Consider the following 25031-nt stretch of genomic DNA (forward strand, 5'->3'; position numbering starts at 1 on the left):
TCGGCGGGAGTCAAACGGCTGGAATCCGACCGGCCAATCTCATAAGATCAACGACTACAACAAGATATAAATCCATCAACGCCCGCCCGTCAGGCAGCCCGCCGCCCCGAGCACCATGGCCGAGAACCCGCCCGCCGTGACGAGCGCCGCCTCGGTCCCGAGCCGCTCCGCGATCCGCGCCCCCGCCGCCGCGAGCAACTCGTTCATGTCGACGAAGAACTCGTTCGCCTCCGCCATCGCCGCGATGACCTCGGCATCCATGCGCCCGCCGCCCAGCCGCGAGACGTGCTCGTGCGCCGGCAGGTGCGGCCGGACACCGAGGAGTCGCGTGTAGATGTTCTCGCGGTAGCGGGCTTCGAGCGCGTCCGGATCGGTCGGCCAGCCCCCCGAGACCGCCCCCTGCGCGCCGCCTCCGGCCCCCTGCGCGCCGCCGCCCGTCCCCGGCCCGCACCCCGACAGCCCGATCGTGAGCCCCGCCGCCCCCGCACCCGTCCGCACCACGAACCCCCGCCGATCCACCGTCACGATCCCGGAGCGGGGTTCGGCGGCGGTCCGCGCATCAGAGTTGCTTCACTTCCTCGGTGATGCGGGCGAGGGCGTCGGAGGCGTCTCCGAAGAACATGCGGTTGTTCCGCAGGTAGAAGAGCGGGTTGTCGATGCCGGCGTAGCCCACCGACAGCGAGCGTTTGATAACTATGCACGTCTTCGCGCGGTCCGTCTCGATGATCGGCATGCCCCCGATCGGGCTCGAGGGGTCGTCGCGCGCGAGCGGGTTCACGACATCGTTCGCTCCCACGACCACGGCGACGTCGATGTTCTCCATGTCCGGGTTCACGTCTTCCGGCTCGCAGAGTTGCTCGTAGGGCACGTTCGCCTCGGCGAGGAGCACGTTCATGTGCCCCGGCATCCGTCCGGCCACCGGGTGCACGCAGTAGCGCACCGAGACGCCGCGCTCCGTCAGCAGGTCGGCCAGTTCCCGCACCCGGTGCTGCGCCTGCGCCACCGCGAGCCCGTAGCCGGGGACGAAGATGACCTGCGAGGCGTAGCCCAGGACCATGGCGGAGTCCTCGGCCTCGATCGGCGTCGCCACCCGGTCGCCGTCCGCCGCGCGCCCCGCCGTCGCCGATCCCGTACCGAAAGCGCTGAACAGGACGTTCGCCAGCGAGCGGTTCATCGCCCGGCACATGATGCCGGTGAGGATGAGTCCGGAGGCGCCCACCAGCGCGCCCGAGATGATGAGCGCGTTGTTCCCGAGCACGAACCCGGCCGACGCCGCCGCGAGCCCGGAATACGAGTTGAGCAGCGCCACCACGACCGGCATGTCCGCGCCCCCGATCGGAATCACGAACAGGACGCCCAGGATGAGCGCGGCCGCGATCAGGCTCCAGTAGAAGACCAGGTTCGACTCGAAGCCGACCAGGTAGACCGCCAGCACCACCGCGACGCCCAGCAGGAGGCCGGCGGAGAACTTCACGAGCGGGTTCGAGATCGCGTTGCCGGTCACGAACCCCTGCAGCTTCCCGAACGCGATCATGCTGCCCGAGAAGGTGACGGCGCCGATCAGCGTCCCCGCCATGATCGACACCCCGGAGTCGATGGCGAGCGTCTCCCCGCCCGCGCCGCCCGCGACCCGCAGGTACTCCCCCACCGCGACGAGACCGGACGCGGCCCCGCCGAATCCGTTGAACACCGCCACCATCTCCGGCATGGCGGTCATCTTCACGGTCCGGGCCATGACGAGGCCGATCAGCCCCCCGATCGCGACGCCGGCGATGATCCACGTGTACTCCAGGCCGCTCTCGAGCAGCGTCGCGATGACCGCGAGCAGCATGCCGATCGCGGCGAGCCGGTTGCCCCCCGCCGCCGTGTCCGGATGGCTGAGCCGCTTGATCCCGAGGATGAAGAGAACGGCGGACGCCAGGTAGGCGAGCGGGATGGCCGTCGAGAATCCTGACATATCCATCGCTAGCTCGCGTCCTTGCTCTTGAACATCTGGAGCATGCGGTCGGTGACGAGAAAGCCGCCGACGACGTTGATCGTGGCGAGGATCAGCGCCGCCAGCCCGATCCACCGCATGAGCACCGCGTCTCCGGCGCGTCCGATCACGAGCAGCGCGCCGACGATCGAGATCCCGGAGATCGCGTTGGACCCCGACATGAGCGGCGTGTGCAGCGTGGGCGGCACCTTCGTGATGAGTTCGAAGCCCACGAACATCGCGAGCACGAACACATACAGTCCGATCAGGAGCGTTCCTTCCATCGGCCAGGCCTCGTCGTTGGGTTGCGCCCGGGGTCGGCGGCTCCGGCTCCGGGCTCCGTCATCATGCGCGCGTCACGCGCCGAACCGGACCTCTCCCGCGTGCGTCACGCAGCAGGGCCCGATCACATCGTCCTCCAGGTCCACCGACACGCCGTCCTCCCCGATCATCGGCTTCACGAGCGCGGAAAGGTTGCGGCCGAGCAACTGGCTGGCGTGGTACGGAAGCGAGCCCGGCACGTGGAGCGGCGCGTGGATCGTCACGCCGCGCTCCACGACCGTCTCCCCGGGCGCCGACAGCGAGCAGTTGCCCCCCGCCTCGCCCGCGAGATCGACGATCACCGAGCCCTCCTTCATCCGGTCCACCACGTCGTCGGTGATCAGCACGGGCGCGCGGCGTCCCGGCACCAGCGCCGTCGTGATGACGACGTCCGCCCGCGCCACGTGCTGCGCGAGCAGTTCCCGCTGCCGCGCCTGCTCCGCCTCCTCCAGTTCCTTCGCGTAGCCGCCCTCCGTCTCCGCGTCCTCCGCCGCCTCCCCGGCGCCCTCCTGGAGGTCCACGAACTTCGCCCCGAGGCTCTCGACCTCCTCCCGGACCGCGGCCCGGATGTCGTAGCCCCAGGTGTCCGCCCCGAGCCGGCGCGCCGTCGCGATCGCCTGCAGCCCCGCGACTCCGGCCCCGAGCACGAGCACGCGCGCCGGGGAGAGCGTCCCCGCCGCCGTCATGAGGAGAGGGAAGATCCGTCCGAGCGAGTTCGCGCCGAGGAGCACCGCCTTGTACCCCGCCAGGTTGCTCTGCGAGGAGAGGGCATCCATCGACTGCGCGCGCGTGATTCTCGGCACCAGTTCCAGCGCCAGCGCCGTGACCCCCCGTCCGGCCAGCCGCTCGATCAGCGCCCCGCTCTCGTGCGGCCGCAGCAGGCAGGCGAGGACCGCGCCCTCGCGCAGTCCGTCCGCCTCGGCCTCGGAGGGCGGGGCCACCTTGAACACGACATCGGCCTCGCCGAGAAGCCGGCCGGCATCCGGCACGATCTCAACGCCCACGTCCTCGTAGGCCGCGTCGGGGAAGCCGGCCGCCCGTCCCGCTCCCGCCTCGATGGCGATCGAAATGTCATCCGAGCGCAGGCGCTTCGCCCCGTCCGGCGTGAGGGCGACCCGCGACTCCCCGGCTGCGGTCTCCCGCGGGACACAGATTCGAACGCTCAAGGGCGGCTCCCATCGTTCACGGTGTTGATCCACGGTTCTGCTGCGTATGCGGCGGCGCCGCGAATCTTGACCGCACGACCGCCGCGCGCAACGCACCGCGGGCTCTCGATTGCGCCGCGGCCCCGGCGAGTGCCTATTCTCCGAAAGTCCCAGCCCCAGGAGGACCGCATGTTTCGCCGTTCGTTCACCGCCCTCGCCGTGCCGGCCGCCGCGCTGTCGGTTGCCGCGCTGTCGCTTGTCGCCACGGATCTGGCCGCCCAGGACGCCGTCGCGCTCGCCATCGCGCCCATCCCCACCGAGACGGAGCAGGCGACCGCCAAGGTCATTCAGAAGCAGGGGGACGAGTGGGTGACGCTGCGCGAGGGCGCCGGCCCGTTCATCTGCGTCGCGGACGACCCGGCCGTCGACGGCTTCCACTCCGCCTGCTACCACACGTCGCTCGAGCCCTACATGGCGCGCGGCCGCGAACTGACCTCGCAGGGGACCACCGGCCGGCCGAACGTCGAGCAGCGCATGGCCGAGATCGAGGCGGGCACGCTCGAGATGCCGAGTTACGCCTTCCTGCACGCGATCTACGCGGCCGAGGGCTGGTCCGGAGACATGGAGGCGGTGCAGCGGCACCAAGCGGTCATCTACACCCCCTTCGCGACGGCCGAGGACCTGGGCCTCCCCACGAGGGCGACGCGGGGCGCGTGGCTGATGGCGGCGGGCACGGCGAACGCCCACGTCATGATCACGCCCTAGGCGACCCGTGGCTGAAATCACGCGACACCAGTTGAGCGCGCTGCTCCTCAGCGCGCTCCGCGACAAGGGAATGGGCGCGCGGGACCTGTTCGAGGGCCGCCAGGAGCCGCTCTCGTGGTTCTTCCGCGCCGTCGCCTACGACCAGTCCGAACTCGACATCCTCGAGTCGGGCGCGCTGGACACCCTCCACGCCCCGTCCGCGATGGTCGAACTCGTCATCGACGAGATGGCGCTCGGACTCGCCAACATCGGGACCGAAGGGCTCGGAACCTACCTTGCCCCGCCCGCCTCGGACGTCCCCGGGCACGACGCGCACGACGCGCTGGAACTCGGTGGCGAGGTGATGCTGGGCTACGTCCACATCGACGTCGCCCCGCCCGCCCTCTGGCTGGACGAGCGGGAGTCGAACCCGTCGCGCAACGACGCGCTCGCGACCCGGCTCTCCAAGGTGGCGCAGGAGGTGGGTGCGGTCTCGGACACCGTCGAGGTGCACATCGAAGGCGCCCTCGACCCGGACGGCGGCTGGACCGATCCCAAGGAAAACGTCCGCCCGGCCGGCGTGGCGGTCCACTTCACCTTCGACATCCCGCTCGTCGGCACCGGGAAGCGGGAACTGGCCAAGGTCTTCGCGCGGGCGGCGGAAGGGGCCCGCGACGCGGTGGAGGGGATGCGGTCCGTCTTCCGCGGAGACGGCGAATAGCCGCCCGCGGCAAAGCCCGCTCCCGCCTTCTTCCCGCCGCAGCCTTCGCCGCCGGCCTCTTCGCCGCCTGCGACGCCCCCGCCCCGCCGGTCTCGATCGACTGGGTCGAGGGGGACGGCACCCGCGCGCGCCTCCTGTCGTTCCGGGGGGAGGCCGAGGGCGGCTTCACCTCGCTCGCGCCGCGGAGCACGGGCATCGAGGCGACCCCCACCGTCTCGCGCGAGGCCCGGCTCGCGAACCGCACGCTCATCCACGGCGTCGGCGTGGCGCTGGGAGATGTGGACGGCGACGGCTGGGTCGACCTCTACCTCTGCATGCTGGACCGGCCGAACGTCCTCTACCGCAACCTGGGAGGCTGGCGCTTCGAGGACGTGACGGAGCGCTCCGGGGCCGGGCTCGGGGACCGGCTGTCGCGGGGCGCCGTCCTCGCCGATGCGGAGGGCGACGGCGACCTGGACCTCTTCGTGGCCGTGCACGGGGGGACGAACGCGCTCCTCCTGAACGACGGGAGCGGAGTCTTCGAGGAGGTCGACGCCGGGTTCGAGGGGGAATGGGGGAGCAGCACGCTCGCGCTCGCCGACCTCGACGGGGACGGGGACCTCGACGCGTACTTCGCCAACTACAAGACGGTCCAGGGCGACGACCTGTTCAGCCCCGCGGAGCGCAGGCCGCGCGAGATCGCGGAGGCCGTCGGCGACGGGTTCGTCATCCACCCCCCGTTCGACGAGCACTACCGGCTCGAGCGCGAGGGAGAGGGCGTGCTGCGCCTCGAACTCGCGGACCCCGACGAACTGTACCTGAACGATGGATCGGGCGGCTTCGCGCCGGTCGACCTCACGGGCGGCGTGTTTCGGGACGCGGACGGCGAGCCGATCGCCGACATTCCCCGCGACTGGGGGCTCGTCGCGCGCTTCTTCGATGCGGATGACGACGGGGACCCCGACCTCTTCGTCGCCAACGACCTGGGGAGCCGGGACGGGTTCTGGCTCAACGAGGGGGGGAGCTTCACCGCCGCGTCGGGGCTCGCCTTCCGCACCGAGAGCACCTCCTCGATGGGGGTCGACTTCTCCGACATCGACGGAGACGGCGACACCGACTTCGTGGCGACGGAGATGCTCTCGCCCGATCCGGTGAGGAGGCGGGAGCAGGTCGCGCTCGGCGCGGCCGGATGGACGCTCCCCGGCGGGCACGCGGCGCGGGCGTCCGCCGACCGGAACACCCTGCAGCTCAACCGGGGCGACGGGACCTGGGCCGAGACGGCGCGCGCGGCCGGGCTCGACGCCTCGGAATGGACCTGGGGCGCGATGTTCCTCGACGTCGAACTCGACGGCTACGAGGACCTGCTGATCACGAACGGACACGGCTGGGACCCGCTCGACGGAGACACGCAGGAGGCGCTGCGGACCCGCCGCATCCAGGTGGACTGGCGCGAGGAACTCGGGGTGTTTCCGCCGCTCCGGCTGCGGAACCTGGCCTTCCGCAACCTCGGCGACGGGACGTTCGTCGACATGACGCGGGGCTGGGGGTACGGGACGGAGCCGGACGTGAGCCACGGGATCGCGGCGGCGGACTTCGACCGCGACGGCGACCGGGACGTCGTGATCACGCGGCTGGACGAACCGCCCCTCGTCCTGCGGAACGACGCCGGGAAGGCGCGCATCGCCCTGCGCGTGCTCGGGGAGGGCCGCAACACGCAGGCGGTCGGCGCGCGCGTCGTGCTCGCGGGCGCATCCGCGGCGGAGGGGGCGCCGCCGGCCCAGACGCGGCAGGTGACGTCGGGCGGCATGTATCTCTCCGGTTCGGATCCGGGCCTCACCTTCGCGATGGGGGATCGCGAGGCGGCCGAGGCGACGATCACATGGCCTTCGGGGCGGAGCCGGACCGTCCGCCTGCTCGCGAACCACGCCTACGAGGTGGAGCCGCCCGCGGGCGGCGGGGCCGGGGAGGCTGGCCCGGAGAACGTGGCGGGGCGGGGCACCGGGGGCGGGCCGGGCGGCGCGGCCGGGGCGGGGAGCGGCGCCGCGCTCTTCGCCGAAGCCGAGGCCATCGGGCGGCACGCCGAATCGGCCTTCGACGAGCTGGCCCGGCAGCCGCTCGTGCCGCTCGAGCTGTCCCGGGGCGGCCCGGGCGTGGCGTGGGTGGATGCGGATGCGGACGGCGACCCGGACCTGCTCTTCGGGGCGGGGGCGGGAGGCCGCGCCCAGCTCGCCGTCAACGAAGCCGGGCGGCTGACGGACCCCGTGCCCATCGGCGCCCCCGCCGTCGGCGACCACACGTCCATCATCGCGCTCCCCACGGCCGGCCGCCCGGTCATCATCGCGGGCGTCAGCGCCTGGGAAGCCCGCTCGCCGGCCGACCTCGACGCGATTCCGCCCCTCGCCCGCCTCGATGCGGGCCCCGCGCCCGCCCTCCCGCCGAGCCCCCACGCGACGGGGCCCCTGGCGGCCGCCGATGTGGACGGAGACGGCGACCTCGACCTCTTCGCCGGCGCCCGCGCGACCCCCGGCGCCTACCCCCTGCCCGCCGACTCGAGACTGCTCCTGGCCGAGGGCGGCGACTGGGTTGTCGACGCCGAAGCCGCCGAGACCCTGCGGGGGATCGGCCTCGTCTCCGGGGCCGTGTTCTCCGACGTGGACGGCGACGGCGACCCCGACCTCATCCTCGCGCTGGAGTGGGGCCCCGTGCGGCTCCTCGAGAACGACGGGGGACGCTTCAGCGACGCGACGGAGACGTGGGGCCTCGCCCCGCACACCGGCCGCTGGAACGGCATCGCGACGGGAGACTTCAACGCGGACGGCCGCCCGGACCTGGCGGTGACGGCGTGGGGCACGAACACCGGGCGCTTCGCGAGCCCCGAGCAGCCCGTCGGCGCGGTCGCGTCCGACTTCGACGGGAACGGCCTCGTCGACCTCATCGAGTTCGAGACCGGGGCGGACGGCGTCGAACGCCCCGTGCGCGACTATCTCATGCTCGGAACGACGCTCCCCTTCCTGCGGCGGCCGGCCCCCACCTTCGAGGCCTTCGCCCGGAGTTCCGTCGAAGACCTCCTCGGAACGGGGCGCACGGGACTCTACCGGGCGAGCGCCGCGACGCTGCGCCACACGGTGTTTCTCAACGTCGGCGGCCGGTTCGAGCCGCGCCCGCTGCCGGCGGCCGCCCAGCTCGCGCCCGCCTTCGGCGTGGCGGTGGCGGACTTCGACCGCGATGGCCGCGAGGACCTCTTTCTCGCGCAGAACTACTTCGCGACACCGCGGGGCCTCGAACGCCACGACGCGGGCCGGGGCGCCGTGCTGCTCGGCGACGGGGCGGGCGGGTTTACGGTCCTCGACGCGGCGCGGAGCGGGGTCGAGGTGTACGGGGACGCCCGCGCCGCCGCCGTAGCGGACTTCGACGCCGACGGGCGCTGGGACCTGGCCGTCGGGCAGAACGGAGCCGAGACCGTCATCTTCCGCGGGCGGGGCGGAGCGCCGGGGCTGCGCGTCCGGCTGTCCGCTGCCGGCGCGCGGCTGCGCCCGAGGTACGCCGATGGAAGCGAGGGTCCCACGCGGGAAATCCAGTTCGGGAGCGGGTATTGGTCCTTCAACGGGTCCGTGCAGGTGCTGGGGCGCGCGGCGGACATCCGCGCCGTGACCGTACGCTGGCCCGACGGCGTCGAGGAAACGTTCCCGGTGGAGCCAGACGCCCCGGACGCCGGCGCCCCCGAGGTCACGCTGCGAAGAGGCGAAGGCTCGTGAGCGCCGGTACCGGGACCCGCCGAATGCGGGGCCGGGCCCTGGCGGCCGCCGGCCGGCTCCCCGCCGCGCTCCTCGCCCTGACGCTGCCCGCCGGCTGCGGAGAACCGGCCGCCGACTCCCCCGGCCCGGGCCCCACGGCCGGCACGCGGGAGATGGCCGCCCGCCTGCTCGCGCTCGCCGATTCGGCCGACCCGCTGCTCGACGAGCAACTCAACACCGCGCGCCTCCGCTACCTCACGAACCTGCCGCCGTCGCCCGATGGCGCGGAAATGCTCGTCCGCGTCGCCAACGCCGCGCGCGAACTCCTGAACGCGGGACACACCCAGCCCGCGCTCGAACAGCTCATCTTCGTCGACCAGACGCTGGAAGCGACGCCGGCCGAGCCCTTCCCCGGCTTCCGCCGCTCCATCGAGGAACTCATCGGGATCGCCTTCCTGCGCCTCGGCGCCGAACTCGCATGCCCCGCCGCGGGACCCGCCGCGGGCACCGTCGAACCGGCCCTCGAGCGCTCCCCCTGCTGGCTCGCCGTCCCCTCGACCGCCTCCACCGCCGCCGCCACCACCGCCGTCTCCGATTCCGCGCGCGCCGCCCTCAACGCGGCAATCGGCTGGCACCGGTCGCTCCTCCAGTCGCGCCCCGACGACCTCCGGGCGCGCTGGGTCCTGAACCTCGCCGCGATGACCGCCGGCGCCTGGCCTGACAGCGTCCCGCCCGAGTACAGGATCGAGGCGGCCGCCGTGGGCGGGTCCGGCGAGTTCCCCCGCTTCGAGGACGTGGCCACACGCGCCGGCCTGGACGCCGTCTCCCTCTCAGGCGGCGCCATCGTCGATGACCTGAGCGGCGACGGCCTGCCCGACGTGATGACCTCCTCCCGCGGCCTCCTGCACCAACTCCGCTACTTCGAGAGCGACGGCGCGGGCGGCTTCGTCGACCGGACCGCCGAGGCCGGACTCGAGGGCCTCCTCGGCGGGCTCAACCTCGTCCACGCCGACTACGACAACGACGGCGACGCGGACGTCTTCGTGCTCCGCGGCGGCTGGCTCGTCCAGCCCCTCCCCAACTCCCTCCTGCGCAACGACGGCGGCACGTTCTCCGACGTTACGCGCGAGGCCGGACTCTACTCCGAGCACCCCACCCAGACCGGCGCCTGGGCCGACTTCGACGGCGACGGCTGGCTCGACCTCTTCATCGGGAACGAGTCGAGGGACAGCCTCGCGCACCGCAGCGAACTCTACCGGAACCGGGGCGACGGCACCTTCGAGGAGGTGGCCGCCGAGGTCGGCATCGAGGTCTCCGACTTCGTGAAGGGCGTGACGTGGGGGGACTACGACAACGATGGCCGCCCGGACCTCTATCTCTCCATCCTCCACGCCTCCAACCGCCTGTACCGGAACCTCGGTCCGACCGCCGACGGAGGCTGGGCCTTCGAGGACGCGACCGGCCGGGCCGGGGTCGCCGAGCCGCTGGCCAGCTTCCCGACCTGGTTCTGGGATTTCGACAACGACGGCTGGCTCGACCTCTACGTGGCGGGCTACGCCGCCCAGACCGCCGACCTCGTGCGCGAGATGACCGGCGAACCGCACTCTGCCGAGCTACCCCGCCTGTACCGCAACCTCGGCGACGGCACCTTCGCCGACGTCACCGCCGCCCGCGGCGTCGACCGGATCATGTACGCGATGGGATCGAACTACGGCGACCTCGACGGCGACGGCCGGCTCGACTTCCTCGTCGGGACGGGCGATCCCGACCTCCGGCAGTTGATGCCGAACCGGATGTTCCGGAACCTCGGCGACCGCTTCGAGGAGATCACCGGCGCGGGCGGCTTCGGCAGCCTGCACAAGGGACACGGCGTCTCCTTCGTGGACATCGACAACGACGGGGACACCGACCTCCACATCCAGCTCGGGGGCGCCATGGAGGGGGACCTGTCGCCCAACGCCCTGTACGAGAACCCCGGGTTCGACCACCGCTGGATCGCCCTTACGCTGGTGGGCGAACAAGCGAACCGCCCCGGGATCGGCGCCCGCATCACCGTGACCGTCGAAGGCCCGGAGGGAACGAGACAAATCCACCGCCGCGCCGGCACGGGCGGCAGCTTCGGCTCGAACCCCCTCCGCCAGGAGATCGGCCTCGGCCGGGCCACCCGAATCGAGTCCGTCGAAATCCGCTGGCCCGGCTCCGGCACCGTCGACCGCCTCACCGCCCTCTCCCTCGACCGCGCCTACCGCATCCGAGAGGGAACCGGCACCGCCGAACCCCTCGAAAGACCCCGAATCCGCCTCGGCGACCGGTAACCCGCGACCCACCCAAGGCATCCGAGACCCCCCCCAAATTGGGGGCTCCGCGAGTGCTCGTATCCCCCCAATTTAGGGGAGATCGCTCGGAACCTGGCGAAGGTTGCCGACCATAACGGCAGGAGCGGTGGAACGGAGGGTGGCGGACTAGTGACGTATTCTCGGGATGCCTACGAGCGCATCCGGGCGTTGATACAGGACGCCGCCCTCAACGACGCGCGGTGGCCCGCGGCGGATCGCATGATCGGCGAAGTCAACCGTACGCGCGGCAGCGCCCTGGGGCTTGGTGAAGGACAGTCTCCGGCCGACGGGTCCATCCTGCTGGCGCGGATCTGTCTCGACGGAGAGCGCCGCGAGGACTGGGAGCACCGGTATTTCTCGAACTACTTTCCCGACGATGAACGCATCCCGCGCTGGGCGCGGCTCGAGAACGGACGCATCACGCCTGCGGCGGACCTTTACACAGACGAGGAGAGGAAGGCCTCGCCCGCGTACAACGAGGCGCTGGCCGAGATGCGGGCGCAGAACGGCCTCTACCTTCGAATGGACGGTCCGGACGGCCTGCACGTCGGATGGTTGATCTGCGATTCCAGCGAGCGGGGAGGCTGGAGTTCCGACCAGGTCCGGCTGATCCAGCGCCTCCGTCCGCACGTCCGCCAGTTCGCGATCATGCGCCATGCCCTCGCCGAAGCCGAGGTGACGGGCCCGTCCACGACCGAACTCCTCACCAGCCGGCGTTACGGGGTCATCCATCTCGACCGGCGCGGCCGGATCATGGAGGCCAACGACCGGGCAGCCGACATCCTGCGACAAGGCGATGGACTGGCGGACTTCGATGCGTACCTGTGTACCCGGATGCCGGCGGACAACGCCGAACTGTCCCGTCTGATGGCGCGCGCCCTGCCCCCGTTCGGGGAGCGGGGTTCCGCGGGTTCGATGAGGGTCGCCCGCTCCTCCTCCGAGACGCCGCTGGCGGTGCACATCGCCCCCGTGGGCGAAGAGTATCCGCACTTCAGAACGCGCCGGATCGGCGCGGTCGTCCTTATCGCGGATCCGAGCGGCCCGGCCCGGATCGATCCGGCCCGGGTGGCCGCGATCCTGGACCTCACGCCGACGGAGGGCCGGCTGGTCGTGGCGCTGGCCACCGGCCGGACCCTGCGCGACGTCGCCCTGGCCACGGGGCGCACGGAGGAGACCGTTCGCTGGCACCTGAAGCAGATCTTCCGCAAACAGGGCGTCTCGCGTCAGGTGGACCTGGTGCGGAGAGTGCTGGCGCTGGACGGCTTCGCCGACCTGCCCGACTGACCCAGCCGACCCGCGGAGTCCGGGCAGCGTTTCATCCGGCGAATATCGTCGAAATATCGCTAAATTACGGATTGCTACCGCCCAAGGATCGCACAAGATGGACTAGTATAGGTTCTCGCCATTACCAGCTGTCGGGCCGAGCCAACTCAGGCCCTGTGCCGTACGGCCAAGATGACGGACGACGCCAAGAAGGTTCTGCTCCAGTACGCTGACGGTTCCCCGTTCGGCGCCATGGGCGTCCGTTCGCTCCTGGGCGGCTCCGCCGGTAGGGCGGCGCGGGCCATTGATTCCCTTCTCAATTCGGGTTTCGCGCGCCTGGGCAGCGATGACGGTCGCCTGTACAAGTTGACGGCCAAAGGTCGGGACTTGGCGCGGGCAGCCCGGCAACTGCCGAGCCTGCAGGGCTCGATCGGGACCGCGGCTCTGCGGCCAAGTCCTCCCGACTAGTCCTGGTCCGGTCCCCCGGCCTCCGCCGTGCCGCCGCCGATGGCGAAGCTCAGACCGGCGCGCGTGGTCTCGATCGGCACGAACAGCGGGGCCGCGCTTCCCCTCTGGTATCCCACCAGGTAGGTCACCCCGCCCAGATCGACCTCCAGGGCCAGGTCCCAGAGCGCGTGGAAGTCGCCGCCGGCGCCGTCCGGACGGTTCCACAGCCCGGCGTGGTGGATGTTCAGCAGCATGTTCCCGGAGACGGGGAGCCGCCACCACAGCTCGTAGCCGACCCGCCGGAACGATCGGGTGCCGGAGTCCGCGGGCTCCGTGGGCTCCCCCGGCTCCGTCGCCTCCGAGGGGCGCGCCAGTTCCCGGCCATAGGCCGCGATCACGTTGAGACGGGGTGCGGCCGCGGGCCGGTAGGCGCCCGACTGAAGGGTCGGATTGAAGGGCAGCACGTACGCGAGCCGGGCTTCGGCGGATATGTCGACGGCGCGGAGCCCCTGGTCCGACTGCCCCTTTGCGCTGAGCGAGAGAGGCAGCCAGTCGCCGGGCAGGAGGTTGAAGGCGGCGCCGGCTTCCAGCGTCACGCGGTTGAAGTTGGTCTCGGCGCGGGTGGCGAGATCGCCCGACCACCTGGCCTGCGCGAGCCAGCGACCGTGAGCCTGCTGCCGATAGATCCCTCCGTCGAACGACAGGCTCAGGTCCTCGAACCCGCCGACCCCGGACTCGTCACGCACAAAGGGGCTGACGTCGAAGCGCAGGAACGGCCGCTGTTCCAGGTACTGGCGCTCGACGTCGGAGGGGGCGGGGAGGGGCACCACGAGTTCGGGCGATTCCCGGGTCACGGCGTTCCCGGCCGCGTCCCGCTTCGCGACAAGAGGCCCGCCGATGTCCTCGCACGCGCATCCGGTGAGTGTGAACGCCCCGCCGGGGAGCGTGAGGCGCAGGAACTCGCCGCCCCAATCCATGTCCAGGGGCGGCAGTTCGATCTCGACCCGGTCGCCCCAGCATTCGGCCTCTGCCTCGCCGCACCCGCCGATGCCGATGGAGGCGGGCGGATCCAGGGGCTCACAGACGGTGCCGCGGTCGACGACCCGGCAGCGTTCGACCCGCGCGCCCCCGGTCCCCGCGCCCCCGGACGCCGCGCCCCGCTGCACCGCGAACACCCGTTCCTCCGCCGACCTGTCGCCAGGGAGAATCACGTCGGCCACGAGATCCGAGGCCCCTGGCGCGCGTGCGTAGAAGTAGAGGTCGACGACGAGGTCCTCCCGGAACCCGGCGCCGCCGGCCAGTTCCGTCGTGGCTCCGACTCCCGGCGCAGGTTCCGAGTAAAAGACGTCCTGGCCGTCGGCCGGCCGCGCACCCACCGCCCCGAGCGCCCCGGCCAGAAAGCAGCACGGAGATGCGGCGGGCGTGATACCGACACCAGCGCCGCCACGTCCAGTCCTCGGTGCACAGCCGCTGCAGGTACAGCCGGACCGTCTCGTACCCTTTCTCCTTCAGCGCGCCCACGTAGCGCGCCCGAAACGTCATCAGCGTGTCGTTGTACGGGGGCGAGACCGGGCACCGATCCGCCGACGCCTCCACGAGTTCCGCGCACGGACGATCGAGGAAGAGGTTGCTGTCCGGGTCGGAGATGCGGCGGTAGAGCCCGACCCGCTGGCACGCGGCCATGGCGGATTGGCGCACGTCGGTTTGGCGCACGTCGGATTGGCGCACGTCGGATTGGCGGAGAGCGCTCTCGGGTTCCTGTTTGGGCATACGTATTTCCAGTCTCGATTCTACGAGGTTTCGCGCAGGCACAGACGGGCGGGGAGGCGGCAGGCCAGCCTCTCGACGCGAAAGATAGCAGCCCTTCGCGCGCGCCAACCTCCCCTAAATTGGGGGTTCAGCAGGTGCCCGTTACGTCGTTGCGCGGGAGGTTGGCTGATACATTAGGCAGGCGCGTCCGTGTCGTCGTGACGCCAGACCAAACCTCGGGAATCGTGATGGCGCAGACCCAGAACTACGCGAACCACGCCAGGCGCCCCCCAACACTGTTCCTCGCGGGCGCCTTTCTCTCAACGGCCGCGACGGTGGGTGTCGGAACCCTGCTCGTCGTGGATTTCAGCGCGGGGACCCTGGCCCTGTTCGTGGTGGCCGCCTGTACCCCGATAAGCCTTCTCTTTGCGCGGCGCTTCGCAACCGGCGTTCAGGACCGGGTGATCCGCCTGGAGGAGCGCCTCCGCCTCGAGAGGACGCTGCCGGACGAACTGAAGGGCGAAATCGGGCAGCTGACGACGGACCAGCTCATCGCCTTGCGCTTCGCCTCCGACGCCGAACTGCCCGGCTTGGTACGCCGCGTCCTCGCCGGCGAACTGACGGACCGGACGTCCATAAAGCAGGCCGTCCAGGACTGGCGCCCCGACCACCAGCGCGTCTGACCTGAGGGGCGCAGGTCAGAACAGGCCGTTCGCCTTCAGATAATCCAGCGTCGCCGCTGCGCTCGCCTCCGGCTGCTCCAACTGCAGGAGGTGCGTGCCTCCGGGCAGATAGGCGTAGTCCACGGTCGGGATGTGATGAAGTTCGGTGGTCGGAAAATACGTATGCGGGATGTCCGGGTCGGCCCCGATGATCATCGTCGGACAGGCGAGTGCCTCAAAGTCGATCAACGCCGCGTACTGTCCGCCGTACCTGTAGATCCGAGCCTCATGTTCGCGGGGACAACGGAGAATATAGCCGTCCCCGTCCGGGCTTCGGCGCAGCGTCGTCCGGGCCATGAGGCGGCGGACGCCGGGGACCACGTACTGGAAGGCGGGCATGTGAAGAAGCACCTCCGCGAACTCCGCGCGGGTCGGATACCGCTCCGCGCGCGCAAGCGTCATCTGGGCCGCCCGCCTCGCCACGTCGGGACACTCCTCACGGGCGGGGCCCCACTCGCACAGCGGCGGATCGAAGAGAACGCGGGCCACGAACTCCCCACCTCGCGTGGGAGACACGAGCGAGACCAGCCCCGAGAGAGAATGGAACACGCCGGCCTGCGGCTTCTTCCCGAAAGCCTGCTCGATGGCATCCTGGATGCGCAGGTGGTCATCGACGAGCGTGGGCACATGGTGGCTGCGCAGCGGCCCCGGAGCATTCCAGCCGTGGTTCCTGAGGTCGTAGAGCACGAGATCGAAGGCGTCCGCGAACAGCGACCAGAACGGGTAGTAGAGGTCGATCGAGAGGCTGTTGCCGTGGCTGAGCACGATGCGCGGGCCGGAGGGATTCCCGTGCCGCCGCAGCGTGGTGACGGCGCCGTCGCCCAGGCGCGCGTCATGCACCGCAAGGGGTTCGGGCACCTGCCAGACCTGCTCGCTGGCTGCGGCTGCGAATGATCGATCCCCGCTCTCTCGCCGATATTCCATTCCCGGAAGATAGCGGGTTTTCAATGGACGGGACGTGCACAACGCCGGGACGTTCCCGCGGGAACGTGTGAGCCCCCTCCCCGGTCGCTCCTAATCCTCTTCAGCGCGCAACGGCGGCATTTCGCGGAGCGCTTCCTCAATGCTGATCAAACGTGCGTTGAGCCGGTCGAACCCATCCGACATGTTGGCCTCCAGGGATTCGATCTTGCCTTCCACCATTCCCATACGGCCCGAGAACGAGAACAGCCCGCTGGCCAGCATGATGACAAGCATGACGAAGGACACCCCGAAGGACGCCCAACTCAGCAACGTTTTTTGGTTGACGCGTGCCACGTTCCTTCCTTTCTGCGACTGCTAACACCGTACTACGCCATGCGTTCGGACGCTAACATGCCGCGCGCGGCTCCATACGGCAGCGCCTGCCGGGGTGGACGTCCCCGGAGCCTGGCCAGCTGTAACACCAGGGTCCGCCGCAGTCTCAACCGCGCATCAACAGGACGGTCGGACGGATCCCGCCGTGGCGGCGACTCACGGTAGGATGCAGGAGGAGCGGCGGCCCCTCATCGAGAGAGCCGCCGCTCCAGGAAGGCAACCGTTCAGTCGGGTCGCTAGAGGCAACCGCGCCGGTCGCATGCTGATGTCGAAAACAGGGACGCACTAAGCGTCCCTGGGGTTGGAATTATCGGCCCCCGTGGATCCCTATCTGGGCGGCGGGCCGATGGGTCATAAGCTAAAGGCACCATACGACGTCGCTTGCCAGGGTGAAAACGGGTTGCTCCGCCGCGCCGCCGTCGTCCGACCATTGTCTTTGCCTTTGAAGCCATCCGATTCCGTATCTCTACCTTACAATTTGGCGGTGTCGCTCCACCGACGCTCGGTCCCACACTTAAGACTGATGCTGCGGGAATCCCGAAACCGGCATGAAGTGGTTCGCGGTGGGCTAAGGCACGAGCGCCCCGGGTCCGACGTGATGCGGATCCGCAAGGTCGGCGCCGTTGCGATGCTAGGGCTCGTCGCATGCGGCGAGAGTACGTCGGATCCAGCTTCACCTTCCTCCCCGGCAGCTCCGAGACCCGCAACGGTCACCCTCACGCCGGAGACCGTCGAGATGAACGTTCACGGGGGCACGGCCCGGTTGACGGCGAGCGTTCTCGATCAGAATGGCCGGACGCTCGCGGGTGCCGGTCTCGAGTGGGCGTCGAGCGACACGCTCGTGGTGCGCGTGGACGGCTCGGGTCTCCTGACTGCCGTCGGAGATGGCTCTGCGAGAGTGACCGCACGGGCGGGATCGGCCACGGGGTCCGCCGAGGCGACCGTGCGTGTGATGGCCTACCTCACCCAGGCCGTCCAGTCCCGTAGAGCCGCTGTTCCTCTCGTCGCGGGCCGCGACGCGTTGCTCCGTGTCTTCGTTACCGCCGAGCGCAGCACGGGTGCAGGCCTGCCTCCCGTTCGCGCTAGGTTCCATCTCGGCGGGGCGCAGGCGCATGAGGTCGTCATCCCGGCACAGACCGGGTCGATGCCGACGGAGGTCGAGGAGGGCGACCTTCTGCTGTCCGCCAACGCGACGATCCCAGGGGAGATCGTCCGCCCGGGACTCGAGATGGTGATCGAGATCGACCCGGACGGGACATTGGAGACGGGCCTGTTGTCCACGAGGCGAATCCCGCAGACGGGTCGCGCGTCGGTTGAGGTGCACGACATGCCTCGCCTCGACCTCACGCTGATTCCTTTTATTTGGAGCACCGAGCCCGATTCGGCCATCATAGACATCGTCCGAGGGATAGCGTCGGACCCGGACAACCACGAACTGCTCCGGGAGACCCGAACGCTGATGCCGGTCGGGAGCCTCGACGTGACGGCGCACGATCCCGTGCTGAGTTCGCGCAACAACGCGAACGCGCTGCTCGGAGAGACCTCGGCGATCCGGGTCATGGAGAGTGGCAGCGGCTTCTACATGGGCACGATGTCCGGGAGACTGGGCGGCTTTGCCGGCGGAGGCCTCGCTCAATTGGGCGGCCGGGCGAGCGTCTCGATTCCCCGTGGTCCGACGATGGCTCACGAACTTGGACACAACCTCTTCCTTCGCCATGCCCCGTGCGGTAGCGCGGATCCGGATCCAGCGTACCCCTACCCGGATGGTTCGATCGGAGCCTGGGGATACGATTCCCGGGACGGCGGGTCATTGATCCCGCCGAGCACGTCCGACGTGATGTCCTACTGTTCGCCTGGGTGGATCAGCGACTATTCGTTCAGCAAGGCGCTTCGCTACAGGGTGTCCACCGGGGCGGACGCCAGCATTTCACCGTCTCAAGTACTTCTCCTGTGGGGCGGCGTCGACGACGCCGGCAAGCCGTTTCTCGAGCCCTCTTTCTTGCTGGACGCCCCGCCCGCCCTCCCACAGTCGCGTGGCGACTACGAGATCAAGGGGTACGGTCACGAGGGCGAGGAGCTGTTCTCGCTCACCTTCGGAACTTCAGAGATTGCGCACGGGGCCGGGGGCAGCGGATTTGCATTCGCGCTTCCCGTCCAGCCCGCGTTGGTCGATGCACTCGCAAGCATCACGCTCGCCGGTCCTGCGGGACGGGCTGCGATAGATCGTCAGACGGACCGTCCCATGGCGATCCTGCGAGACACGAATGGCCAGGTGCGGGCTATTCTGCGGGACCCGCCTGCGGACATCGCAGACAACTCTGCCGGAGTCGGCGCAGGAACGCTGCTTTCGGACTCGGGCATCGAAGCGCTCGTCAGCCGCGGAATCCCCGAGAGGTCGGAGGCCTCATCGCGAGGGACCCGGGTCCGGCGAGCGTCGCGAAAGTGAATTGCCGTACGGTAGTTCGCTTGCTTGCGGCCGAAGCGATCCAGACCGGGACGATCCCCGCCGTGCGCTAGGTCCTATCGTCGATATGCCCGGTACACGGCTGGGGCATGATCAGTCCTCTCACAACCCTCACGCATTCACGCCAGCAAAGTAGACGCGCCGCCTCGAACGATTCCTCTTGCCGAAATACTCGGTCCACCAATCATCCGTTCGAAGGTGTCTCAACCTCGGCGACGATCGTCGATTTGCAAATTCTCGGAAGGCGTGATGGCTGTAGAGCCGCATGAACTCTCCGAGATAGATGTCAGCGACGCGGGTGTTACCGCGAATGATGAGCATGTTTTCGTCGTTCTTTCTCGTTGAGGCATCTGAGAAGTTCGCCGATCCGCCGACGATGATGGGGTCATCGGAGAGAGGATCGATCAGCATGAACTTGTTATGCACATATCGCACGTGGGAGTTGAGACCGGTAAGACGTTCGGCCAGCCAGGTGTCGAACTTACTCGACCGGAAATGCGACCCGATCGCGAAGAGATTTTCGTCCATCCGCCGAAGCGCCTTGATCGCCGCCACCTCAGCGTCCCTTTTGGGGCCGGCCTTCATGGGGCGTACTTCCTTCTCCATGAGAGCGAAGCGCAGCGGTGCCGCGCTGGTTTGGTAGACATCCTTGAAAATGTCATGCATACCGAACGCGAACGTCATGAACAGGGCCCCTTTGGCAGCCTTGGCTCGCGCGGCGTACCAGTTGAGAATGTCCAGTGAGCTTCGCGGCGAAAAAATGACGCTGACCCCGTCTGGGATGGTGTCCGGTGGAGTCGGCGTGAGGGCATCTAGCTGTGGGCGTAGAGTACGCCCAGTTGGATCCGTCGCCAATAGTTTCCAGTAAGCGGCGTATTTTCCAGCCACACGATGGTCCTCCGCTACTTGGCCGACATTAGATTGCCCGAAAATGCCGCCATCAGAGAAATTCGTTCCGCCGGTCCAGACAGAGACCGGCTCGTCGCCTCTGTAGCGGACCATGAACTTGTTGTGACTGATGGCGGACTTGTACTCAGAGCGTTCAACGCATCTTGACTTGATACCGGCCCGGCGTGCAGCCGTCCGATTGGCGTCGCGCGGAAAGATTTCTCCCGTACGCTTATCCGGCTTATTCTTGGCGTCGTAGATCACTTTGACGTCGACACCGCGTTTGACCGCGTCTTTCAGAATCTTTAGGAAAGGGAGATAATGGAATTCATAGGCGCAGATTCGGAGTTTGTCTCCCTCTTGGGCGGCTGACACAAACGCGACCATGGCCTCGTAGAGGCCCCGGGAAAGCCAGCCCCATTTCGGATCGGCAACATTATCTTCGTCGGGGCGGACATTGCCGAAGCGGCGGGCGTATTCCTGGCTGGCTGCAGCGCCACGGTTGAAATGCACATCGTTCAGCCCGTCCTCCGGCGCCTCCGTGGTTACCGTCACGCACGTCTCCGCAACCTCCTTGAGCTGGTTAGGCGCGCCCTCCAAGGCAACGACTCGATAGGTATACTTTCGTCCGGGTTTCGCGGAGTAGTCGGACCACATGAAGCTCTGAACGGGATGCTGCCGGGTAGAATGAAGAGTTCCGCGGGGCCGCCCGGGATCGGTGGCCGCGAAAGTCTTCATCCCTCTCAGCCAATTGGCTTCGTGTTCGTCATGATCGGTCCTGTGAAGGGCAAAACCGGCAAGTTTTTTGCACTTTCGTTTCGGTAAAGACCACCCAATCAGAACGACATGGCTCCCGGCGACGCACTGAACGGTCAGATCATCGCTTGTTCTCTGGGCACGCATTTGGGATCCCTCCTACAGGTTGATCGTTTGAGCTGCTCGTCGGTCACTCCGCAGAATCGTGGCATTCGTCGTTTTCTCTCGAGGACTGCCCAGGCGGAGTTCCGCGCGGCGGGAGCGGCAGGGCGGTGCACCGGAACTCCTCCGCTCGCGGATACCCGGCACGCCGGCCTGCCGGTCCATGACGCGATGAACTACACCGACGCCAATGTACGATGCGCCAGGCGGGCGAGGGAAGTCACAGACAACTGCGGGCGAATGAGTATACCGGACGGGCGACACCGGAAGACGCGCCCAGAGTGGAGCGGCCGGGTCACCTACGCGATCAACGAACGCGTACTAGTAGGATACTCCAATCATCAACTGTGACCTGGCGGCGACTCACACGAGCATTCGTCAATGCCAACTGTTCCGATGCTATGTGGTCCGTTATGAATATCGAGAGCCCGACGCAATATGGTCGATGCGACATCATCCGAAGGCATGCGGTCTTGCGGTCGAGCGTGCGCGACGGTGCGACGGCGACGGTGGCGGCGCAGGAGGACGGCGGGCTCTCCCGGCGTTGGCGGCCGAAGCGGGACCCGCCCGGCCTTGTGCTCGGCTGGACCGTGGACGAGGACCAGGTGCACCGGATCGCGGGCTTCACCTCGTCGTCCGCACTGCCGCGCACCTGAGGACGGGCGTTTCGGGCGCGGTGCCGTGCCGGCCCGCGCGGCCTTGGCGGCTGGACGACAAGGTGTGCCTTCGCCTATTGACCTCAGCAGGACTGATGGCGAGAGTTGAGGCGCGGTTGGGAGGGCTGTCTTTGCGGTCCGTTGGGCCTGCTGGCTTACCCGGCCGCATTTTTCTTGCCTACCCTCGAGTCTTAGGGATCGTTGAAAGTCAGCAACGCCTCGTCAGGGCACGGATTGAGCCGGCCCATGTGACTCGATAATCGCCGTCAGCGATTAGCCAAGATCTCCATGGCCGTGCGCCGGCGCACCGAGACCTCCTTGATGATTGCCTCGGACTCCTTGGAAACGGGTCGCTCCGCCGCACGACCAGACCCGATCCGCAGCGGAACGGTTCTTCTCCGATCCGCCGGTCAAGGCACGAGTGGGCTTGGGGCCTGTGTTCTCTTCTGTCATCGTTTCCCCTGTCTTCACGGAAGAAGCAGGGGCCCCAGCCAAAGGATCCACATGCAGAGGCCCAGAACGATGCCGCCCGCTACCGGGACCACGATTCGGACCCTTCGACCGCGAGGGATGGCCGTCACGAGGAACCAGGGTGCCAGCAGGAGGCAGGCGACACCGGGTAGAACGGCAAGGGACGACGGAATACCGGCGATCGACGCCACCCACGCTTCGTCCTGACTCCCCGTGAATCCGCCGCCGAAGAGGTTCATGCCCAGAACCAGCAACGGCCCCACCCCGTGCCCCGGCGCCGACAATCCGAGTCCGAGAAGAAAGGACAGGGGGCCGGGGCCGAAGCGACGGACCGCGAGCACGCAGGCGATGGCCGTCACGTAGCTCATCAACGGCCCCGCGGCGCTGGCGACCGCCACTTTCCACGGCGCGGCAAGCGCCGCCGCAGCCGCCACGTCTCCCGCCCGAAAGAGCGTGGCGAACTCTCGGGAACCGGCCCAGCTGGCGGAGGAAAAACGAAGGACCGGGTCGGGGAATCCGAATGCGACGTATGCCCCGAAGTGCCCAAGTTCGTGGAATAGGATCGCGAACGGGACGGCCACCGCGCCGCCGGCAGCCCCGGCCAACCAACCGTCGGTTCGCAGCCACGTCCGCATCAAGGTCGCTCCTGTCCCGGAACGCCCCCCACCTCGATTGCGGCGGGGTGCTCCGGCCGAGGCCCATGATGGGCGTGTCGGGCGGGGAGCAAGTACCGCCAGCCTACCAACGGCCAGCACCCCCGGCAACCCTCCGACGAGGCGCCGCAGCGCACGCTCGCCGACGCTCGAGCCTCCGGAATCGCGGGAAGTTTGACCCCAGCCCGACACCCCGCCTACCGTGCTTTCGTCCCAACGACCTGGGGAGGCTCTGACAGGGGATCGAAGCTATGAAGCGACGTCGTCGACCGACGAAGAAGCCGAAGAATCCACCGCGTCCGCCGCGTTTCAGCAGGGCGTGGTTTCTTGATTGGGGTCGCACGGCGGTTCTTGTGACCTTGTTCCTGATCCTCAGCCGGACGTTCCTGATGGCCACGTTCGTGATCGATTCGGGCTCGATGGAGGAAACGCTGCTGGTGGGCGACTTCGTGCTGGTGAACAAGGTGTCGCTGGGAGCCCCGATTCCCTTCACGAACTCCAACTTTCCCGGGTACGCCCAACCGGAGCACGGCGACATCATCGTGTTTCGCGCCGACCACTCCCCGGGACTCGACATCGTCAAGCGCACGGTCGGGCTGCCCGGCGACACGCTTCGCATGGATGGCGGCATCCTTTATCGAAACGGAGTCGCCATCGATGAGCCCTACGTACGGCGGAATCCACGGATCCCCGACTCTTTCGACCCGAAGATGTTGTGGCAGGCGGACTACCTGTTGCCGGAGCTGTCCCGCGACACGTACCGACCGACGCGCGACAACTGGGGTCCAATCACCGTTCCCGAGGCGCGGTACTTCATGATGGGAGACAACCGGGACGACAGCTTCGACTCGCGATCGTGGGGCTTCGTGGAACGCCGCAAGATGCAGGGAACGCCGCTATTCCTATACTACTCGTACGACCGTGAAGCCCTGAAGCCGTTTCGCTTCCTGACGGCGATGAGACCGGGGAGAATCGGGCCTCCGCCACGCTAGCCTATTCGCGCTTCCTCTCAGGGCGACGCCAGAAGTGCTCGCCTGACCGCGTTGGGCTCGATGATGCGTTCCGGACCTCACGTGGGGTCACCGGCGTGTGCACGATGGCGGGGCCCTCGCCCTTCGCATGAGCCAAGGCTTCGTTCAGCGACTGGATCAGGTCTTCTCCGAACGTACTCATTTATCCCAGGGGTTCCGGTACGGGGCGTCCCAACTCGCGTGCCCGGTCGATCCAGAACTGCATCGCATCCTTGATGTTCCTCAAGGCGCTCTCGTGATCGTCACCGTGCGCCATGCACCCGGGCAACTCGGGCGCCTCGGCGACGACAGCCTGATCTTCGTTGCTCCAATAGAGAATGATCTCGTGCCCGCAGGTTCCACTTAGATGCAGAGGTCTGCATGCACCCGAAGCTCCGAGTTGACATGCCTCCCAAGGTGGTCGAGCAGCACTCGCAACCCCTCTCGTCGGGCAAGCTTCATGGCAGGTATGAAGTCAGCGTCTCCCGTTACCAACACAATAGTGGACACGAATCTCTTCAGCGCCAGCGAGGCGATATCAAGGCCGATTCGCATGTCCACGCCCTTCTGCTCGAGATCCGGGACGATATCTCTCGCCTCCACGCTTGACTTGGAGCCGGCCTCTAGAGCGTTGGCCGCTGATGACCCGAGCTTCCAGCCTCGAAAGGCAAGCGTACCTCGCCGGACCGCTACGTCAGGTGAGGTCTCGAGTTGCTTGGTGAGCCATCTGCTATGCGTGAACGTTTCCGTTTGGCCGAGGCTGTTTTTTTGCCGGGTAACCGGATGAACTATTGTGGCCCTGCTTGGATCGGCTGTGTAGTAGAAAATCCGGTACAGCCTGTGATCCGTTAGGTCCGGGTGACCCAGGATGCGTTCCACCTCGGCCAGAATGAGTGTTGGCGTTACGTTGGTGACGAGGCCGGGTTTCGTACGGTACTGAAGAACCTTCCGGACGAACTCTCCGTCGAGGAGAACGGCGATATACGGGTCCATGAGTTATATGCAGGTGAGATATAACAGAAAACGGCCCCCGCGACTGCGCGTGGGGTCATGGTTTACGAGGGGTTTGCCCGTGTAAACCCATGCCCACTTTAGATCACGTGACGCGCTCGCGAAGGGCCGTTGATCGGTCCCCGTACTCCCTATCTGGGCGGTGGACCGACGGGTCATAAGCTCAAGGCACGATACGACATCGCTTGCCCCGGTGCAAACGGGCCGCTCCGTGGCCCAGGACGGTCTCCCCGCCCGCGACGGTGTGTTCATCATGGACCCCGACATGCCGGTGACAAAGGTGACGGCCTCGGCACCGGGAGGGACGTCCTCGGAGCCTGGCCCGCTGTAACACCAAGGTCCGCCGCAGTCTCAACGGCGCATCAACAGCGTCTCGCCGCGCCCGAAGATACCGTGGTCCTCCGGGGGGGCCGTCGCGCGGCCCTGGCGGATGGACGACAAGGGGTGCTTGGCCGATTGACTTCGTCACGACCGATCGCGAGAATCGAGGCGCGGTTGGGAGGGCTGCCTTTGCGGTCCGTTGGGCCT

General features: G+C 68.3%; 20 protein-coding genes. 9 read left to right on the forward strand and 11 right to left on the reverse strand.

Annotated features, from left to right (window positions below; translation table 11 throughout):
• Positions 1-75 precede the first annotated feature (75 nt).
• The 4 genes from RN901_RS10845 to RN901_RS10860 all read right to left on the reverse strand — a co-directional run bounded on the left by RN901_RS10845 (position 76) and on the right by RN901_RS10860 (position 3462).
• Entirely contained in the window at positions 76-519 is a 444-nt protein-coding gene (locus RN901_RS10845; RefSeq protein ID WP_310758301.1) for a hypothetical protein, read from the reverse strand.
• A 40-nt stretch (positions 520-559) separates the two neighbouring features.
• Entirely contained in the window at positions 560-1957 is a 1398-nt protein-coding gene (locus RN901_RS10850; protein ID WP_345782384.1) for an NAD(P)(+) transhydrogenase (Re/Si-specific) subunit beta, read from the reverse strand.
• Positions 1958-1965: 8 nt separating this feature from the next.
• Positions 1966-2259, reverse strand: a complete 294-nt coding sequence (locus RN901_RS10855) for an NAD(P) transhydrogenase subunit alpha (protein WP_310758303.1) — start codon at positions 2257-2259, stop codon at positions 1966-1968.
• Between the two features lie 72 nt (positions 2260-2331).
• Positions 2332-3462 carry a Re/Si-specific NAD(P)(+) transhydrogenase subunit alpha gene (locus RN901_RS10860; RefSeq protein ID WP_310758304.1) on the reverse strand — a complete coding sequence of 377 codons (1131 nt, stop codon included), beginning with the start codon at positions 3460-3462 and terminating at the stop codon, positions 2332-2334.
• Between the two features lie 168 nt (positions 3463-3630).
• Between RN901_RS10860 and RN901_RS10865 the strand changes: the two genes are divergently transcribed.
• The 5 genes from RN901_RS10865 to RN901_RS10885 all read left to right on the forward strand — a co-directional run bounded on the left by RN901_RS10865 (position 3631) and on the right by RN901_RS10885 (position 12239).
• Complete coding sequence (locus RN901_RS10865; protein ID WP_310758305.1) at positions 3631-4206, forward strand: hypothetical protein; 576 nt, start codon at positions 3631-3633, stop codon at positions 4204-4206.
• A gap of 7 nt (positions 4207-4213) precedes the next feature.
• The gene (locus tag RN901_RS10870) at positions 4214-4906 is read left to right on the forward strand and encodes a hypothetical protein (RefSeq protein WP_310758306.1); all 693 of its coding nucleotides are present in this window, start codon (positions 4214-4216) and stop codon (positions 4904-4906) included.
• Between the two features lie 263 nt (positions 4907-5169).
• Positions 5170-8640: an FG-GAP-like repeat-containing protein gene (locus tag RN901_RS10875; protein WP_310758307.1), complete on the forward strand. Its 3471-nt coding sequence runs from the start codon at positions 5170-5172 to the stop codon at positions 8638-8640.
• A gap of 23 nt (positions 8641-8663) precedes the next feature.
• A complete protein-coding gene (locus RN901_RS10880) occupies positions 8664-10934 on the forward strand; it encodes a CRTAC1 family protein (protein ID WP_310758308.1) in 2271 nt (756 codons plus the stop codon).
• Between the two features lie 150 nt (positions 10935-11084).
• A complete protein-coding gene (locus tag RN901_RS10885; protein WP_310758309.1) occupies positions 11085-12239 on the forward strand; it encodes a helix-turn-helix transcriptional regulator in 1155 nt (384 codons plus the stop codon).
• A gap of 443 nt (positions 12240-12682) precedes the next feature.
• Here RN901_RS10885 and RN901_RS10890 read toward each other — a convergent pair whose 3' ends face one another.
• Positions 12683-14041 carry a hypothetical protein gene (locus RN901_RS10890; RefSeq protein ID WP_310758310.1) on the reverse strand — a complete coding sequence of 453 codons (1359 nt, stop codon included), beginning with the start codon at positions 14039-14041 and terminating at the stop codon, positions 12683-12685.
• Between the two features lie 621 nt (positions 14042-14662).
• On the opposite strand from RN901_RS10890, the gene RN901_RS10895 reads away from it, so the two are divergent.
• Positions 14663-15097, forward strand: coding sequence for a DUF6526 family protein (locus RN901_RS10895; protein WP_310758311.1), 435 nt, complete (start codon positions 14663-14665; stop codon positions 15095-15097).
• Positions 15098-15112: 15 nt separating this feature from the next.
• Here RN901_RS10895 and RN901_RS10900 read toward each other — a convergent pair whose 3' ends face one another.
• On the reverse strand, positions 15113-15994 hold the full coding sequence (locus RN901_RS10900; protein WP_310758312.1) for an alpha/beta hydrolase: 882 nt from the start codon (positions 15992-15994) through the stop codon (positions 15113-15115).
• A gap of 156 nt (positions 15995-16150) precedes the next feature.
• On the reverse strand, positions 16151-16393 hold the full coding sequence (locus tag RN901_RS10905; RefSeq protein ID WP_310758313.1) for a hypothetical protein: 243 nt from the start codon (positions 16391-16393) through the stop codon (positions 16151-16153).
• A gap of 667 nt (positions 16394-17060) precedes the next feature.
• Between RN901_RS10905 and RN901_RS10910 the strand changes: the two genes are divergently transcribed.
• Positions 17061-18878, forward strand: coding sequence for an Ig-like domain-containing protein (locus RN901_RS10910; protein WP_310758314.1), 1818 nt, complete (start codon positions 17061-17063; stop codon positions 18876-18878).
• 129 nt (positions 18879-19007) lie between these two features.
• Here the strand turns inward: RN901_RS10910 and RN901_RS10915 are convergent, their stop codons facing one another.
• Complete coding sequence (locus RN901_RS10915) at positions 19008-20339, reverse strand: phospholipase D-like domain-containing protein (protein ID WP_310758315.1); 1332 nt, start codon at positions 20337-20339, stop codon at positions 19008-19010.
• Between the two features lie 836 nt (positions 20340-21175).
• Here RN901_RS10915 and RN901_RS10920 point away from each other — a divergent pair.
• Positions 21176-21358 carry a hypothetical protein gene (locus RN901_RS10920; protein ID WP_310758316.1) on the forward strand — a complete coding sequence of 61 codons (183 nt, stop codon included), beginning with the start codon at positions 21176-21178 and terminating at the stop codon, positions 21356-21358.
• 467 nt (positions 21359-21825) lie between these two features.
• On the opposite strand, the gene RN901_RS10925 is transcribed toward RN901_RS10920, so the two are convergent.
• Positions 21826-22464 (reverse strand): hypothetical protein, encoded by a 639-nt coding sequence (locus RN901_RS10925; protein WP_310758317.1) that lies wholly within the window; start codon positions 22462-22464, stop codon positions 21826-21828.
• Between the two features lie 269 nt (positions 22465-22733).
• Between RN901_RS10925 and lepB the strand changes: the two genes are divergently transcribed.
• Positions 22734-23474 carry a signal peptidase I gene (gene lepB, locus RN901_RS10930; protein WP_310758318.1) on the forward strand — a complete coding sequence of 247 codons (741 nt, stop codon included), beginning with the start codon at positions 22734-22736 and terminating at the stop codon, positions 23472-23474.
• A 181-nt stretch (positions 23475-23655) separates the two neighbouring features.
• On the opposite strand, the gene RN901_RS14990 is transcribed toward lepB, so the two are convergent.
• Together RN901_RS14990 and RN901_RS10935 are read right to left on the reverse strand one after the other, a co-directional pair.
• Positions 23656-23865, reverse strand: coding sequence for a type II toxin-antitoxin system HicB family antitoxin (locus RN901_RS14990; RefSeq protein WP_345782385.1), 210 nt, complete (start codon positions 23863-23865; stop codon positions 23656-23658).
• Complete coding sequence (locus RN901_RS10935) at positions 23856-24485, reverse strand: NYN domain-containing protein (protein WP_310758319.1); 630 nt, start codon at positions 24483-24485, stop codon at positions 23856-23858. Before RN901_RS10935 ends, RN901_RS14990 begins: the two co-directional genes overlap by 10 nt.
• Positions 24486-25031: the final 546 nt, after the last annotated feature.

The sequence above is a fragment of the Candidatus Palauibacter soopunensis genome, assembly GCF_947581735.1.
Taxonomy (GTDB): domain Bacteria; phylum Gemmatimonadota; class Gemmatimonadetes; order Palauibacterales; family Palauibacteraceae; genus Palauibacter; species Palauibacter soopunensis.

Coding starts and splice junctions, on each gene's coding strand:
- RN901_RS10880 (WP_310758308.1), top strand. CDS start 8,664: ATGCGGGGCCGGGCCCTGGCGGCCGCCGGCCGGCTCCCCGCCGCGCTC.
- RN901_RS10855 (WP_310758303.1), bottom strand. CDS start 2,259: ATGGAAGGAACGCTCCTGATCGGACTGTATGTGTTCGTGCTCGCGATG.
- RN901_RS10925 (WP_310758317.1), bottom strand. CDS start 22,464: ATGCGGACGTGGCTGCGAACCGACGGTTGGTTGGCCGGGGCTGCCGGC.
- RN901_RS10865 (WP_310758305.1), top strand. CDS start 3,631: ATGTTTCGCCGTTCGTTCACCGCCCTCGCCGTGCCGGCCGCCGCGCTG.
- lepB (WP_310758318.1), top strand. CDS start 22,734: ATGAAGCGACGTCGTCGACCGACGAAGAAGCCGAAGAATCCACCGCGT.
- RN901_RS10895 (WP_310758311.1), top strand. CDS start 14,663: ATGGCGCAGACCCAGAACTACGCGAACCACGCCAGGCGCCCCCCAACA.
- RN901_RS10910 (WP_310758314.1), top strand. CDS start 17,061: ATGCTAGGGCTCGTCGCATGCGGCGAGAGTACGTCGGATCCAGCTTCA.
- RN901_RS10850 (WP_345782384.1), bottom strand. CDS start 1,957: ATGTCAGGATTCTCGACGGCCATCCCGCTCGCCTACCTGGCGTCCGCC.
- RN901_RS10935 (WP_310758319.1), bottom strand. CDS start 24,485: ATGGACCCGTATATCGCCGTTCTCCTCGACGGAGAGTTCGTCCGGAAG.